General features: G+C 59.6%; 10 protein-coding genes and 1 riboswitch. Of the genes, 5 read left to right on the top strand and 5 right to left on the bottom strand.

Annotation, left to right across the window (positions count from 1 at the left end):
- Positions 1-312: 312 nt before the first annotated feature.
- The 5 genes from ABVS15_RS04335 to ABVS15_RS04315 form a co-directional block, all read right to left on the bottom strand.
- A complete protein-coding gene (locus ABVS15_RS04335; protein ID WP_369282522.1) occupies positions 313-1,359 on the bottom strand; it encodes an NAD(P)H-dependent oxidoreductase in 1,047 nt (348 codons plus the stop codon).
- Positions 1,356-2,603: a lactate dehydrogenase gene (locus ABVS15_RS04330; protein ID WP_369282521.1), complete on the bottom strand. Its 1,248-nt coding sequence runs from the start codon at positions 2,601-2,603 to the stop codon at positions 1,356-1,358. Before ABVS15_RS04330 ends, ABVS15_RS04335 begins: the two co-directional genes overlap by 4 nt.
- A 2-nt stretch (positions 2,604-2,605) precedes the next feature.
- Entirely contained in the window at positions 2,606-3,241 is a 636-nt protein-coding gene (locus ABVS15_RS04325) for a hypothetical protein (RefSeq protein ID WP_369282520.1), read from the bottom strand.
- Positions 3,238-8,067 carry a nicotinate-nicotinamide nucleotide adenylyltransferase gene (locus ABVS15_RS04320; RefSeq protein ID WP_369282519.1) on the bottom strand — a complete coding sequence of 1,610 codons (4,830 nt, stop codon included), beginning with the start codon at positions 8,065-8,067 and terminating at the stop codon, positions 3,238-3,240. Before ABVS15_RS04320 ends, ABVS15_RS04325 begins: the two co-directional genes overlap by 4 nt.
- 437 nt (positions 8,068-8,504) lie before the next feature.
- On the bottom strand, positions 8,505-9,377 hold the full coding sequence (locus tag ABVS15_RS04315; RefSeq protein WP_369282518.1) for a rhomboid family intramembrane serine protease: 873 nt from the start codon (positions 9,375-9,377) through the stop codon (positions 8,505-8,507).
- 181 nt (positions 9,378-9,558) lie between these two features.
- Positions 9,559-9,653, top strand: a riboswitch (SAM riboswitch).
- A gap of 103 nt (positions 9,654-9,756) precedes the next feature.
- Here ABVS15_RS04315 and metK point away from each other — a divergent pair.
- The 5 genes from metK to ABVS15_RS04290 all read left to right on the top strand — a co-directional run bounded on the left by metK (position 9,757) and on the right by ABVS15_RS04290 (position 15,295).
- Positions 9,757-10,941: a methionine adenosyltransferase gene (gene metK / locus ABVS15_RS04310; protein WP_369282517.1), complete on the top strand. Its 1,185-nt coding sequence runs from the start codon at positions 9,757-9,759 to the stop codon at positions 10,939-10,941.
- Between the two features lie 275 nt (positions 10,942-11,216).
- Positions 11,217-11,870, top strand: a complete 654-nt coding sequence (locus tag ABVS15_RS04305; protein WP_369282516.1) for an HAD family hydrolase — start codon at positions 11,217-11,219, stop codon at positions 11,868-11,870.
- 92 nt (positions 11,871-11,962) lie between these two features.
- Positions 11,963-12,979, top strand: a complete 1,017-nt coding sequence (locus ABVS15_RS04300) for a glycosyltransferase family 2 protein (protein ID WP_369282515.1) — start codon at positions 11,963-11,965, stop codon at positions 12,977-12,979.
- A gap of 19 nt (positions 12,980-12,998) precedes the next feature.
- Positions 12,999-14,534, top strand: coding sequence for an O-antigen ligase family protein (locus ABVS15_RS04295; RefSeq protein WP_369282514.1), 1,536 nt, complete (start codon positions 12,999-13,001; stop codon positions 14,532-14,534).
- Between the two features lie 5 nt (positions 14,535-14,539).
- Entirely contained in the window at positions 14,540-15,295 is a 756-nt protein-coding gene (locus ABVS15_RS04290) for a sulfite exporter TauE/SafE family protein (protein ID WP_369282539.1), read from the top strand.
- The last annotated feature ends 54 nt before the right edge of the window (positions 15,296-15,349 follow it).

The following is a 15,349-nucleotide window of genomic DNA, read 5'->3' as shown; positions in this document are numbered from 1 at the left end:
GAATGTAAAGCCTGCGCCGCCGGATTTCCGGCGGCGCAGGTTTTGTTTTACATGCATCTTCTAAGGTGTGAACGCGGTCTGCGCACCGACATGGGAATTGTGCGGTGGTATCAAAAGAATGAGCAGAGGTACTTTGTCATTCGGGAAGGTAACCCGCAAAAGACAAACGAAAGTTTGGAATTTGTGACCTGTTCTAGGCCGGGACTGGACCCGGAGGGACGGGAGATTGCCACCCAAAGGGTGGAAGCTCAAAAGATATTTCCTTACATCGGATAAAGAAAGCGGCGCGGGAATTGTCCCGCGCCGTGCTTTTTATTGTCTCAGACAGTTTGAAATGTTTGCTGCGAACCTGTCCAGCCGGTCCTCAATCCCCAGCAGACGAATGGCCGTGCCCGCGTCGTTGGCTGTTTCCAGCAGGCAGAAATCAGGCGGCAGGTAAAAACCCTTATTCATGCACAGGGAGGACACCAGCTGCCGTGCCACAAGGTCCCCGCCGGAGTATCCTGACACCACGATGCCGAAAATCGCCTTATCGGCAAAGGAAGTGGTGCGGTACAGTGCTGTCAGCCGGTTCACGGCGGCGGTGAGATTGGCGGAAAGGGCGTCGTTGTAGTTGGGACATAGGAAAATCACCGCGTCCGCTTTCCGGATGGCGGGATATACCTCCTTCACAATTACGCCGCCGTAAAAGCACTCTCCCCGCTCCCCAAAGTGGAGACAGGCGGGGTAAGGACAGCCCCGACAGTCTGTTACCGTGCCGTTGCGCAGGCCGATTTCCGTGACGGTGCAGGCGTCGCCCAGCCGCTCCCGCACGCTTTGCCAGAGGGCCAGCGTGTTGGATGTGCGGTGACTGGAGGCATGAAGTGCCAGCAGCTTGGGTTTTTCCGATTTCGGAGGGGCGAAGTGCAGAAGCCGCTCCGCCAAATCCCGGATGGCCAGACGGTAGGCCTCCTCCAACGTGCAGTCTGCGTTTTTTGCCTGCACGGTAAAGTTTGAAAGGGACCCCACCGCCTCTACCAGCGGGCGGCCGGGAAAGGCACAGCCCGCGCCGTTTGCCGCCAGCGCCAGCTCCCGGGCGGCGGCTTTGGTATAGAGGTTCCCCGCGCCATCCACCACGATACCGCCCACACATCCCGCAAGAATCCCCGGATGGGTTCGCAGAAAGGCCAGCAGGTCGTAGTACCCGTGGTTCACGCCGCTTTCATCCAACGGTACGGCGAAAAGAAGAAGACGGGTTGGAGGAGGGCCGGAAAGCGAGGTTACAACCTGACAGGGGATGCCCCGCAGTCCCTCCCGCAGGGCAGAAGCATATCGGTAGGAGGCGGTTTGACCGGGGCAGATCAATGTCAGCGCGCTCATAGGATCGCCTTCAGCGTGGCTTCTGTTTCTTTCAGGCGGGAAAACAGTTCATCCGGCAGGTCCACGGACTCCGTTTCCAGCCCCTTGGGGGTGAACCGGTTGCGCACACCGAACCACACGCCCCCAAGGCACACGGACCCGCAGTGCCACTGGCCCCGCAAGGTCAGCAAAAGCTGCATGGCCCCGGAGGACACGGCAGGGGCCACAAAGGGCTTGAAGCCCAAATCCCGGATGCGGAGGTTGGCGGTTTTCACCAGCTCCGTCAGCTCCCGAGAGATTTCGTCATCGTACTTTTTGAGGGAGTTGGCAATGACGAGCCCCTCCCCGTGGGGGCCGAAGCTGCGCCCTTCGGAGAGGAAGGAGAGAAATCGAAGGTCGCTCTGGGCCAGCGCGGCGGCCCGGGCGTTCATTACGCCAAGACCATAGCCCTGCACCTGCTCGGCCAAAAGCCCCATTCCGTCCCACTGTCCGTCAGGGCCGGTGTTGGAGGCCAGATACGCCGCTTTGCACAGGGGGTCCACAGGGTCGGAAAGGACAGCGAACAGCCCGTCAAACCGGGCCTCCCGCGCCTGCCGGGCGAAAGATTCCACCAGCGGTCGGTTGGCGGCAAATTGGGCCATCCGCACGTCCTGCACCTGACTGCCCACCGGGGGAATGGCTTTTGCCGCCGCAAACAAAAACACGTCGCAGTCAAACAGACGCCCGGGCTGCACGGCCTCCACCTTGGGCAGGGCTTCATAGTCCCAAGGCCAGGAAATCTGACCCATCTCGGAAACCCACCGGGCCACGGTGTTTTCATTCAGATCACAGATGCCGATGGTGCCGATACAGTCGCCGCCCAGCAGCTTCAATGCCGTAAGCAGCGTGCCTCCCACATCGCCCACCGCCAGCAGGTGTACCCTCCGGCGGTTGCGCTGGCGCTTTTCCGTCCGGTCTGCCGCCTGCTCCCAGCGGGGGTGGCGGAAGTTGACGGCCTGAAGCTCTCCCGCCTGCAGCCGCCGGGCAATGCCATTGGGAAGGTCCGGGACGGGCGCGTCAATGCGTCGGCTGTCCAGCCACTCCACGCCGTCGGCCTTGGCGGTGAGCTGGCGGGGGTCTGTGACGAGAAAGCCTGCCCGACGGTGCTCCGGTGGGCGGCTGATGAGAAACGTCACGTCCTCCCCCTCCCGGGGCTCGCCGCAGGCGAGGAGGGCCAGACTTTCCATGGATGCGTATTTTTTGCTCTGATAGGTATAGTAAAACATCGTTATCCATCCTCCCCATAGGTGAGCCGCGTCACAGGCATATTGTCCGCCCGGGAATACAGCTTGCCGTCTTCGGAATAAAAGGTCTGGTTATTTTCGTCGCAGTCCACCCAGTAGGTTACACGCCAGATGACGCCGTCTCCTTCCTGCTCCCGATAGAGCAGGGAAGCGGCGGCCAGCGGAATTTCGGAAACATACTGCCCCACGGACAGATGCACGGTCAAGTCCCGCTCGGGCACGGATGAATATCGCTCCTTCGCTGATTCCAGAGCATTGGAATCAGCGTAAATTACCTGCCCGGCCCTGCTGCCTACCGGCAGCAGGGGGCCGAACGCGCTGGGAATGTTTCTGTCCCAAAAGCCGCCCAACTTTGTAACGCGAAAGGTTCTGGAGGAGTTATGGAATTCCACCGTGTCGGGAATGACCACCGTGATCTCCTCCGTTTCCCCGTCCCAGTCAAAGCCGGAGGCGAACGCACGGCTATTTACAAAATTCGGAAGATATTGTAGACCCTCCACGCGCTGTGCGTTCTCAAGCCGGTAATTCAGGCTGTTGTCCCGGAAGTTGAAAAACCCCCAGATTCCGATAGCGACCATCACGGTCATCCAAACAGCCGCCGCCGTTTGCTTTCGCTTCACTGCCGGGGCCCCCTCTCCATCTCCTCCATCCGCAGTAGCAGCCGCAAATCGGTTTCAAGGCACTGGGAGGCGGACAGGTTCATGTCATAGTGCAGGCACCGGCCCTTGTCAGGGGCGAGAGGCAGAATCACGGCCTCGCTGAGCCGGGAAAGCGTCAGGTTCCGGGCGTAGGTGCGGCGGTATTCGCCCTCCAGCGTCAGCAGGATGTCCCGCGCGTTTTCAAGACAGGTGCGGGAGAAGTTGAACACCGCCTCCTGCGCGCAGCCCCGGTAAAACCGGGGATAGACATAGGGGAGAATCATGTTGATGGACGGGGTGAGCTGGGGCCGGTCCTCTCCGCTTTGGGCTACGGTGTCGCCCCCGATGAAGGGGTACATGGTGGACTCCACAAACCATGAGCGCATGTTGGGGACAAAGTACACACAGTCGATGTTCCGCCCCTTGGACAGAATCAAGTCCCGGCCCCTGCCCGATAAAAGTCCCACCAGTACACGGTCGATCTCCAGATTTTCCGCCCGGAACAATGGGTCCAGCGCGTTGATGCGGTTGCCGGTGTGGAGCAGGTCGTCCACCAGAATTACGGGGCGGTGAAACGCCTTGACCGTGCGAATCTGGCTCTCCAGCGGCGCGTACCGGGGGAAGGGGGCGATGGTAAAGGAGCTTAAATCCTGCGCGAACACCTTGTCGGTATGGATGGTTTTGGTGACCGTGTTGGGGATGGCGTTGCCCCGGAGAATTTTTCCGAAGGGGACGCACATGCTTTCTCCCAGCACCCGGGGGTGGGTAGGCTCCGAGGGAACGCCGTTCAGCTCCACAATGCGGCCCACCAGTCGGTGATAAATAACCTCCGCGTTTAAGGACAGTACCAGCACGCCGGGATACAGATTGCAGATGGCTCGCTGGAAATTCTCGTGGGCCTTCCGCACGGCAGAAAGCACCTGCGGGTTGGAGGCAAACGGCTCTTTCAGGGTGGTGGGAATGTTCTGAATCAGCACGGAGGGGGAGCGCATGTCCGTCAGCAGCAGCGGGCCGGCGTCGCTTGGGGGCGCCAGAACAAAACCCTGCCGCTGCAAGAGGTCCAGTGTCCCGGGATCAATTTTCCCTGAGGCGGGCCGCCACACGGCGTATCCGCAGTCGGACACCATGGCGCGGCTCAGCGCCTCGGTCAGCAGCAGCTGGCCCACGTCGTAGGCCGCTCCGCAGGACTTTACGATATACAGCCCCGTCAAAAGGGCGATGCGTCCGGCGGTCCGTTTGCGCACGTAGTCGGCAAGGCCCGCATCCCCCAGCGCATCGTATAAGGTGGCGGTGTTTACCGTCCGCAGGGTCAAAAAGCCCAGCACGCGGGGCCGTGGCCCCTGTAAGCGGAGAATCATCAGAGAATCGCCCCGCTCGGGATGGGTGAACAGGTGTGTTTCGGCTCCCACGGCGGCATACAGTTCCTCCAGCAGGTCGCGGTCGGGCCGTTCCGCGAAGGAGAAATCCAGGTCGCTCGCCCGCAAAACGTGCTTATACTGCGGTTCCCGGAGGTACAGGCTGTTGCGGTAGATATAATCCTGCACCGTGGGGTCCACCAGATTGGAGATGTCCCGGCCAAGGTCGATGTTCTCCCGGATACGGGTGGAGCTGATGTCCTCCAACTGGGTGGGCAGCTCCAATTGTAAAACCTTGCCCTGAATGCAGCTCAGATCCGGGTCGATTTCCAACCCCTCCGCGTCGCTGGAGCGGCGGAAGACAATGTGGTTGAGATGCTGGACAGACCCTTCCACGGGGGCCGTCCGGTAGGACGAGGCGTTGGCCACCACGTCGGACCCCACGGCCAAATACAGCTCTCGGCCGGAAAATACCTCCCGCAGGCGGTTCAGGCTCTGGGGGTCGGCCAGATTGACGGGGATGTCGTGAGGAAAGAGATACACGCCGAACTGATCCGCCACGGACATGGACACAATCTGCCGCCGGACCAGGGAGGGCTGTGCCTTTTTCGACCACGAAAACTCGTCGATGGCAAGATAGACCTCAAAGCCCAAGTCCCGGATGGCCTGCACAATTCCCTTGTGAGACAGGGAGAAAGGGTCAAAGGTGCCGGGAAAAAACGCCGCTGCGGGCGGGGGGGAAAAGCGGAAGGGACCGTCGTCCAGCTCGTGGGCCAGAATGAAGCGGTAAATGTGAGAGAGGGTGGCGGCGGCGTAAAAAAACGTCAGCTCCCGCTCCTGAATTTCGTTCATCAGGAAGAGAATTTTTTTGGACATCAGGACAAACAAGGATTCCTTGTCCTCATAGTCCAAGGCGTCGGAGGCAAACAGTCCGTCTCCCAGAATGTGAAGGGTGGTCTGGCGGACGGATTCCCGGCAGGAGGCAAGGCCCCGCAGCAGCAGGCCCGCCAGCCGGTCCCGCCGGGCGGAGACGGCGTATTGGTCCTCGTTGAAGCGCTGTTGGTATACTGCGTAGTATTCCAGCATGGAGCCGACGGTTCGTAGCGCCGCCGACACCACCCCCGCCAAGGGCGTGGAGAGCAGAAACTCCATCTGGCTCACCAGCTCATCCAACTCACCCGGCGGGAGCCAGAGGGAAAAACGGCCCAGATATTCGGGGATGTATTTCGAACTGTCCGCATCTCCGGTTTCCAGGGATTTAGAAAGCTCTACGGCAATTTCGTTTCGCCTCGCAGGCGTCAATACCGGGGCAAGGCTTAAAAGGGAGGAGCCCGCCGCCTGCCGGACCACCATGTTTTCGCTGACCTTCATTAGGTTTGAAAAATGAGTGGCGATGTGGAGCACGTTCTGGTGGTTGCCCAGTTCCACCTGCTCCAGCAGGTATTCCACGCCCACGGCCTTTAAAATCCATGGAGTGGCGGTTTTCAAATTATCCAGAAATACGCCGCTGACGGCGCTTTGGCGGCTCAAAAAGCTGTCCTGCTCCGCCGTGTCCAGCCCCAGGCGGCGGCCCAGCTGGCTCTGTAAAAACAAAAGGGGCGTGCTTACGCCGCAATCTGTCTCTGCCACGGCGGCGCGGATGCGCACCCGCGCTTCCGCACTATCCGGCAGGGCCTCCAGCAGGTGGCGCAAAAGGCGCATGGCGGAGGCCTTTTGCTTTTCTGCACCGTTTTCCAGCCAGTACAGGGCAAAATCGGAAAACATCCGCAGCTCGTCTCCTCCGCACTGGGACAGGGGGAAGCTCACCACCGTGTCCATAAGAGCAAAGGCAGCCCCCTCCTCCACAGCGCGGGGGTCCGCGTAGTGGCGAAACAGTTCGGCGGCAAAGACACATCGGTCTGCCCCGGAGGCGTGAGACAGCAGGGAATCCACCGTCAGCTTGGCGGCGTAGCGGATTTTGCTGATTTGAGCGGGGGTTAGCCGGTGGTCGGGATAAATCAGGCGGGAGAGATAGTCCTTCCAAAGGACAAGGGGGCGCCGGTCCGCCGGGTCAGGCTCCGCCCCGCCGGGCCGCTCCTTTTTATAGCCGGAGTTGAAGCCTGCCAAAACCCGGCCCAGCAAGGCGGCCGCCCGGCGGCGAACGCCTCCGTCGGGAATCAGCAGCAGGTCGTAGAGAAACTCCAAAGTCTGCTCTTTCTGGGAATGGGACCAATAGGTGAAGTACTCCTCGAAAATCCCGAGATACGCGCCCAGCCTTGCGGCGCTCTGCTCGCTGCGGGCGGATTCCAGAATGTTGGCAAACAGCCGCTCATGCCCCAGCCGGTGCATCAGGCGCAGATTGTGGTCCACTGCCGTCAGCCGCAGGGCCGAGGCCACCTGATCCGGGCGCATCAGCGCCGGGTCGGCTTTGGGCGGCGGCGGGGTGTCGTTTCCTGCAAGGTCCACGTCCGCGCCGAAGGAGCGGACATGGTTTTCAAAATCCAGAAGCTTTGCATAGACGTGGCGATAGCGCTGCTCCTTGGCATAGCTCACGTTGTCAAGCTTGTGAAGAATTACGTCAAAGGCTTCCTGAATGGAATAGATGCGGGCAATTTCCTGTCCGCTTTCATCACGGGACTGCTTCACCCGGAAGTCGGCGTACACCAGCGCCAGAGACTCTGAGGACAGGTTTTCAAGCTCTAAGTCCCATACGGAGTGGTTGGCGGCGATCAGCCCGATGGTCTCCATTCCCCGCTGGGAAAACCACTGGTCGGTATAGTGATAGTGGAGATAGGGCACCCGTTCGCCGGCCTTGCAGCCGAATTTGCCGATGTCGTGGCCCGCAGCCGCGCCGGAGAGCAAGGGCAGGTCCACGGACCCGCCCGCCGCGTGGTAGGGCCGCATAATGCTCATGGCAACATGGTGGACCCCGGCAATGTGCTCCAGCGTGCGAAAGGGCGTCACCTCCCGGCCAAGGCGCATGGCCTCGTATACATACTCACCCCGGAAACGCACCAAAAACTGGCGGTATTCCTCCGCCGTGCCGCTGTGGGAAAGCTCCTCCTCCGTGCAGAAGGCAAAGTCAAACTGGGGGTCGAAGGGAAGGGCTTCCCGCTCCGCGTCCAGAAGGACCTGCAAAATGTTGAGATAGCACAAAGCCCCGTCGCGCTGCTTGGCGGTGTGCTCCATGTCCGGCGAATCGTACAGCAAAGACACCGCCACGCGGTAAGCATAGTCCATCCAGCCCTCTTTTGGGGGAACCGTCAGCCGGTTCAGCAGGGGGAGGGCCAGCGCCAGCACATCTTCGCAGGTCAGCCGCTTTTCGAGGGTGCGCAGAGGGGCAAGCGCCTCGTCCCACTCCCGGGGCAGAATCAGCGCGGCGGCGTCTGCCCCGCTGATGGCCAGCTTGCGCAAAAAGGTCTGCGATGAAAAAGCACGGACTAATTTTTCTGTCAGCGGGTTGATACGCTCCATAAACTTCCTCCGATCCGCCCGTCCGGACGCGCTTGCGACCCGGCGGCGTGGGCGGAAACTTCGCCCATATTGGTTTGATGCTGCCCAAGGCGCAAAGCGCCCACGCGGCATATCATTTAAAAGCGCGTATGAATGTAATCATTTGACTATTATACAGCGATTTTGCCTCGCACAAAAGATAGCGGCGGCTTTTTCTTCACCTTTGGCGGAATTGCTGAATTTTTATGCGTGTTTTATGGAAAACAACAAAATCACACTGCCCCGTCCTTTCCCCGTAGGAATGCTTTTCCCCGGGAGGCATGTGCTCTGCGGGCAATCGGAGAGAAAGAGATAAACGCACAGGTCCCGGGGAAGTAAATTCCCCGGGACCTGTTGGCATCGCCCGCAGGCGATGAACGAAATTCTAAAAAATTGGATTACCAAAAATTTGCTTGCTGTCAGGAGGTGAAATGCTCGTGATTAAAAATGTGGTCCTCGCAGAAGCAGTGGTAACCCGTGCAACGGGAGCAGTACCGGAACTGGAGGTTGGGATACTCCGCGTCCGTCCGGCCGCAGACAGAGCACTTGTGGTGATAGCCCTGCTCCCGTGCCTTTTTTTCCTGCTTCTTGGCGGCGGACTTGAACTGAACGGTGCGGTGGGAATTCGCATGGGCGGCGTAACCCCGCTGGCGGGAAATCGCGCCGGTAAGTTCTGTCCAGAAGAAGACGAAAAAGTTCAGCATCGCCACCACCGGCAGCAGCGCGCCCAGCAGGTTCAATTGGAAGGCAGAGGAGACAATGCTCACCGCAAACAGTGCGGCATCCACCCAAGCCAGCCATTTCACCTTCACGGGAATGATGAAAAACAGAAGAATCTGAAGGTCCGGATACAGCACGGCAAAGGCAAAGAACATGGAGAGGTTAATATAGGAAGCGCCGTAAATAATGCCGCTGCCGCCGGAGAAATACACGATAAAGCCCGTCAGAACGGATAAAACCATACCCGAAAGATAGTACAGCGTGAATTTCGGCGTGCCCCACTCCCGCTCTAAAAGATTGCCGATCCAATAGTAAAAATAAAGGGACAGGATCAGAAAGAAAATGTTGCCGGCGTTAACGGGCATGAAAATAAAAGACACCAGCCGCCAGATTTCCCCGTGAAGCACGTGGTAAGGGGAAAAGACGAGGAAAGAGACGGCGGCACTGTTGCTGAACTGGAGCAGTAAAAACGCAATCACGTTGCCCGCCACAACATATTTCATCAGGTTGGGAATACCGAACCGGGGGTGCTTATAGGCGAACCGGTCCACGGCGCTGTTGAGCTTTTTCAATGCAGGACCCTCCAAGCATACAGGTAAAATTCAAAAGTCATTATAACCGGGTTGGGCGGAAAAGTCATGTATAATTTTTAAATTTCCATTTTCAGGCCATATTTTTCCGAAAATATCAAATTTTTTGAATTGCGGCTTGACAAGTGGGAAAAGATTTTATATGATATTTCCACAATTGAATCCCTTATCAAGAGTGGCGGAGGGAACGGCCCGATGAAACCACGGCAACCTGTCTTTGACAAGGTGCCAAATCCGGCGGAATCCGACAGATGAGGAGCAAAAGAACTTTTGCACACTTTCTTTGTTGGAAGGTGTGCGTTTTTATGCTTCGGCGGCGCCGCCAAACGGCGGCTGGAACAACAGAAAGGACGAATTGATCATGGCAAGACACTATTTATTCACCTCCGAATCCGTGACCGAGGGGCACCCGGATAAAATCTGCGACCAGATTTCCGACGCGGTGCTGGACGCGATTCTGGAGAAGGACCCGCAGGGCCGCGTGGCCTGCGAAACCACGGCCTGCACGGGCCTCATTCACGTGATGGGCGAGATTACCACCTCCTGCTACGTGGATATTCCCAAGATTGCACGGGAGGTGGTCCGGGAAATCGGCTACGACCGCGGCAAGTACGGTTTTGACTGCGACACCTGCGCCGTCATCACCTCCATCGACGAGCAGTCCGACGATATCGCCCTTGGCGTGGATAAGTCCTTGGAAAGCAAGGAGTCCGGCGACGGGGAGCTTTCCAATGGTGCGGGCGATCAGGGCATGATGTTCGGCTACGCCTGCGACGAGACGCCGGAGCTGATGCCCTTGCCCTTGGCGCTTGCGCAGAAGCTTGCCCTGCGGCTGACAGCGGTGCGCAAGAGTGGTCAGCTCCGCTATCTCCGGCCCGACGGAAAAAGTCAGGTCACGGTGGAATACGACGAAAACAACCGCCCCGTGCGGGTGGACACCGTGGTCATCTCTACCCAGCACGACCCTGACACGTCCCTCGACACCATTCGCGCAGACATGCTTGAACATGTCATCAAGTCCGTGATTCCCGCCGATATGCTGGACGGCGACACCAAGTATTACGTCAATCCCACGGGACGCTTTGTCAAGGGCGGTCCTGCGGCCGACACGGGTCTGACGGGCCGGAAGATTATCGTGGATACCTACGGCGGCAGCGCGCCCCACGGCGGTGGCTGCTTCTCCGGAAAGGACCCCACCAAGGTGGACCGCTCCGCGGCCTATGCCGCCCGGTATGTGGCGAAGAACATTGTGGCGGCGGGCCTTGCCCGGCGTTGCCAGGTGGAGCTGGCCTATGCCATTGGCGTGGCCCAGCCTGTAAGCATTCTGGTGGATACCTTTGGTACCGGCACGGTGGGAGACGATGTGTTGGAGGGGGCCGTTCGCAAGGTGTTTGACCTGCGGCCCACCGCCATTATTCGGGATCTGGACCTGCGCAGGCCCATCTACCGCAAGCTTGCGGCATACGGCCACATGGGCCGCACAGACCTTGGCGTGAAGTGGGAGGACACCGACCGGGTGGACGCACTGAAGGCCGCCGTGAAATAAGAAGCTGCAAAAAACGGGCGCACCGGGGAAAATTCTTCCCCGGTGCGTTTTCCGCGTGTAGGCACCTCCACGGAGAACCCTCAGCGGAGGAATCCGGGAAAGGTGGCAGGCCGTTGAAGGTCCCGGGGACTTTTATGGCTCGGCGCGCTTGTCCCGGCGAGGGAAGTGTGGTAAGATGGCCGTGTTGTCATCGGTGGAGAGAACCCAGGATCCGTGTCACAGCGGAAGAGCGTTCGCCGGGGGCATAATTGACTTTTTTAGAGAAACGGGGACACATGATGCTGAAAGCGGCAATATTTGATTTGGACGGCACACTGCTGAACACGCTGGACGATTTGACCGACGCGGCCAACCACGTCTGCCGGGAAAATGGCTGGCCGACCTTTACAAGCGGTGAAATCCGCCATATGGTGGGCAACGGAATCCCTAAGCTGGCGGAGCGCTTTATCCCGGAGGGGGAGCGCACGCTGGAAAGAATAGGGGAGTCCGCCCGCCGGTTCATGGACTATTACGATGCCCATAAAATGGACAAAACCGCGCCCTATCCCGGCGTTTTGAAGACGTTGGAAACCCTGCGGGGGGCGGGAATGAAGCTGGCTGTCTTCTCCAACAAGGCGGACGATTTCTGTCCCGCGCTGGTGCGGCATTACTTCGGAGATGTGTTTGACGCGGTGCGCGGCAAACGGGATGGGATTCCCGCAAAACCCGACCCCACGGGGGCGATTGACTTGCTTTCGGAGCTGGACGTTTCGGCGGCGGAGTCTATTTACGTGGGCGACAGCGACGTGGATGTTTTGACGGGGCACAACGCGGGACTTACCGTATGCGGCGTAACGTGGGGGTTTCGGGGCCGGGAGGAGCTGACATGTGCCGGGGCGGAACTGCTGGCAGATGACGCGGAGGCGCTGACGGCCCTGCTGCTGAGCTGAAGGCGGCGGTGTTTCCCGCGCGGTTGACCACCGGGGTGAAATGGGCTATACTATAACATTACGAACTGCGGATAAAGGAGTGGTGTGGGAACATGCCTGCAATCTCTGTAATTGTGCCTGTGTATCAGGCGGAGAAGTATATTGAAGCATGCGTGGAAAGCGTCAGAAAACAGACGTTTTCCGACTGGGAGCTGCTGCTGGTGGACGACGGCTGCACCGACGGTTCCCCGGCGCTGTGCGACCGATGTGCCGCCGGGGACGGGCGCATCCGGGCGATTCATAAAGAGAAAAACGGCGGTGTGAGCGCCGCCCGAAATCTGGCGATGGAGGAGGCCAAGGGCGATTACATCGCTTTTTTGGACGCGGACGACCGCTATGAGCCTCACTGCCTGGAAATTTTGTGGAATCTGCGGCTGGGGGCGGATGCGGACAGCGCCGCCTGTGCGCATCTCAACTGTTTGCCCGATGGGACCGAGACGCCTGAGCTGGTGCTCCCGGCAGGGGAGTATGACACGGAGGGCATCCGGCAGGGCGTCGTGGCCCCTTTGCTGGGGGACCGACTGGCCCAGCCCGTGTTCAACGGCTTCATCTGGCGGTTTTTATTTTCTCGTGAGATTCTCAGAAGCAAGGGCATCACCTTTGAGGGCGCGTATCTGGAGGACGAGTTGTTTTTAATGGAGTATTTCTGCCACGCGCAAAAACTTGCCGTGACGGAACAGCCCCTTTATCGCTATTATCTTAACCCCGCTTCTGCCACCCACAAGTATATGCCGGACTTTTTGCGGGTCTTCGGCCGCTTTATGGAGCGGAAGGAGGAGCTGGTAGGGCGGAACGGGCTGGAGGCCCTTCGTCCGCAGTGGCGGGAAAATTCCAACTGGGCGGGTCTGCTCATTGCCATCGGCAACGAGTATGCCAGGGGAAATCCCCGCTCCGCCCGGGAAAAGCAAAGGGCTGTGGAAGCGCTGTGCGCTCGGCCCGAGATGGTCCGGGCCATAGGGACGCTGACGCCGGAGGGCGTGTCGTCCAATAAGCGGCTGGTGGTCCGGCTGGTAAAGGGACGGCACTTCTTCACGCTGACCCAGCTTTACCGCCTGAAAAACCGCGGATAGAAACGGAGAGGGTGCATTTATGTTTTCCATTCGGGAGAGTTTTCTCTTTTTCCTCTGGGCCGCGCTGAGCGGGGCCTATGAGCAAAGCGCCCTCCACCGTCTGATGGCGGCGCTGGGCAGGGGCTGCGAACGTCTGATGGACGGGTCGCGTATTTGTGGCTTCTTCTTCCGGGAGGGGACCGTGGCCCGGGCGTGGGGCGACAGCCGGACCTGCCGCGCCCTGAGCGCCCTGGCCAATCTGCCGGGGGCGCTGCTTCATCGGCTGTATCGGGCGTTTCAAACCCAGTTTGACGGGAGCTTTTTCGCACGTCTTGCCTTTTCCATGGGAGACGAAACCGCCGTGGGAGAGTTTTGGGTGATTCTGGTGCTGTGGGTCATCCCCTTCGAGCGGTGGAACAATGCCTATAATTTTCTGGGCTTTTCGCTGCTGCTGGCGCTGTTTTACATGGGCTCCATGCGGCGGTTCAGCGATTTCCGCCTGGATGTGAAATCCGTCGGGCCATACGCCGCCGGAATGTTTCTGGCGGCGGCGCTGGGCGTGGTTTTGTCCGCGTATCCCGGCCTTTCGGCCCGGTTTTTGATGTACCACGCCACTTGTCTGCTCTGCGTGCTGGTGACAGTGAGCGCCGTGCGGAGCACGGGGGACCTCAAGCGCCTTGCCGCAGGCGGGAGTGGTGTGGTTCTGGTTTCGTCGCTGTATGCGGTCTACCAACGGATTCAGGGTGTGGAAGTAAACAAATCCTATGTGGATATGGACGTGAACTACGGAATGCCGGGACGGGTGGAGTCCTTTTTTGACAATCCCAATACTTTTGCGCAGGTGCTGATTCTGCTGCTGCCGCTGGTGCTGGGATTGGCGCTGTGCGCCAGACGGCCCATTTTCCGGCTGGCATCCTTCGGCATTTTTGCCGTGGGCGGAATGGCTTTGGCCATGACCTATTCCCGGGCAAGCTGGGTGGGCATTGCCGCTGCGATGGTTGCGGCGGTGTTTCTGTGGAAGCCGAAGCTGCTGCCCCTGTTTGCTGCCGGGTGCATTCTGGCTGTTCCGCTGCTGCCTGACAGTATTTTAAACCGCATACTGACCATTACCAACACGGAGGACAGCTCCACCTCCGGGCGGATTCCCCTCTACGAGGCGGCGTTTGCCACCATCAAGACCTCCCCTGTCACCGGGGCGGGCCTCGGCACCGCCGCTGTGCAGCAGTTTATCAAGGACAACAACCTTTATCATGCAAAGGCCCCCTTTGTCCATGCGCACAACATCTATTTGCAGGTTTGGATCGAGGCGGGGTTGCTGGGTGTGGTTTCCTTTGTGGGGGCCATGCTGCTGAGTATTAAAAACGCGGCCCGTGCCGTGCGCCACTGCGGCGATTCCGCCGCCCGCACCCTCACCTGTGCCGCTGCGTCCGCTCTGTGCGGCATCATGGTCTGCGGCCTTGCGGACTATCCGTGGAACTATCCCAGAGTGATGAGCGTATTCTGGTTCGTGTTTGCCCTGTGCGTCGCCGGGACGAAGCTGTGCGGACGGGAAGATAAGAAGGAGGTGCGCCGGTGAGCGAATTGCTGCCCTTTCTGATTGTCTGTCCGCTGGTGTTTCTGGCGGGATTTGTGGACGCCATCGCCGGGGGCGGGGGCCTGATTTCCCTGCCCGCGTATCTGTTGACCGGCTTGCCGGTACATAATGCCATCGCCACCAACAAGACCTCCTCCGCCATGGGCACCGCGATTGCTACCTTTCGCTATGCCCGCAGCGGCTATATCCCGTGGCGGGAGGCGTCTGCCGGGGTGGCGTTCGCGCTGATCGGCTCTACGCTGGGAGCGAAGCTGGCGCTCCTGCTGGACGACCGGGTATTCCGCATCGTCATGCTGGTGATTCTGCCCCTTACCGCCGTGTATGTCCTGCGGGGCAGGGCGTTGAAAGAGACGGAGGAGCGGGAGGAATTTCCTCTTCGCAAAACCGTTGCCATTGTGATTGCGGCGGCGCTGGTCATCGGCGTGTACGACGGGTTTTACGGCCCCGGAACCGGCACATTTTTGATTCTCATTCTCACCGGGGCGGCCCATATGGACCTGCGCAAGGCCAACGGCGTGACCAAGGCCATCAATCTGGCCACCAACGTGGCGGCTCTTGCAGTGTACCTGTTCAGCGGAAAGGTATTGCTGACGCTGGGGCTGACTGCGGGGCTATTCAGCATCGCGGGGAATTACGCCGGGGCGCGGTTTTTCTCCAGCAAGGGCGCAAAGTCGGTGAAGCCCGTGATTCTGACCGTGCTGACCATTTTCTTTGTCCGTGAGCTTTGGAAGCTGTTAACCTGATGCGCGGACTGCCGCGCGTGGAAGGATTGCCGCCGCAGGCGGAGAAGGGGCTTT

The sequence above is a fragment of the Oscillibacter sp. GMB15532 genome, assembly GCF_041020825.1.
Classification (GTDB): domain Bacteria; phylum Bacillota; class Clostridia; order Oscillospirales; family Oscillospiraceae; genus Oscillibacter.
The sequence above is the reverse complement of the archived record's forward strand: the minus strand, read 5'-3'. Positions and strand labels throughout refer to the sequence as shown.

What these genes read in the sequence shown, in the direction of transcription:
- ABVS15_RS04335 (WP_369282522.1), bottom strand. Translation starts at nt 1,359, where the DNA reads ATGAGCGCGCTGACATTGATCTGCCCCGGTCAAACCGCCTCCTACCGA.
- ABVS15_RS04330 (WP_369282521.1), bottom strand. Translation starts at nt 2,603, where the DNA reads ATGTTTTACTATACCTATCAGAGCAAAAAATACGCATCCATGGAAAGT.
- ABVS15_RS04320 (WP_369282519.1), bottom strand. Translation starts at nt 8,067, where the DNA reads ATGGAGCGTATCAACCCGCTGACAGAAAAATTAGTCCGTGCTTTTTCA.
- metK (WP_369282517.1), top strand. Translation starts at nt 9,757, where the DNA reads ATGGCAAGACACTATTTATTCACCTCCGAATCCGTGACCGAGGGGCAC.
- ABVS15_RS04305 (WP_369282516.1), top strand. Translation starts at nt 11,217, where the DNA reads ATGATGCTGAAAGCGGCAATATTTGATTTGGACGGCACACTGCTGAAC.
- ABVS15_RS04300 (WP_369282515.1), top strand. Translation starts at nt 11,963, where the DNA reads ATGCCTGCAATCTCTGTAATTGTGCCTGTGTATCAGGCGGAGAAGTAT.
- ABVS15_RS04295 (WP_369282514.1), top strand. Translation starts at nt 12,999, where the DNA reads ATGTTTTCCATTCGGGAGAGTTTTCTCTTTTTCCTCTGGGCCGCGCTG.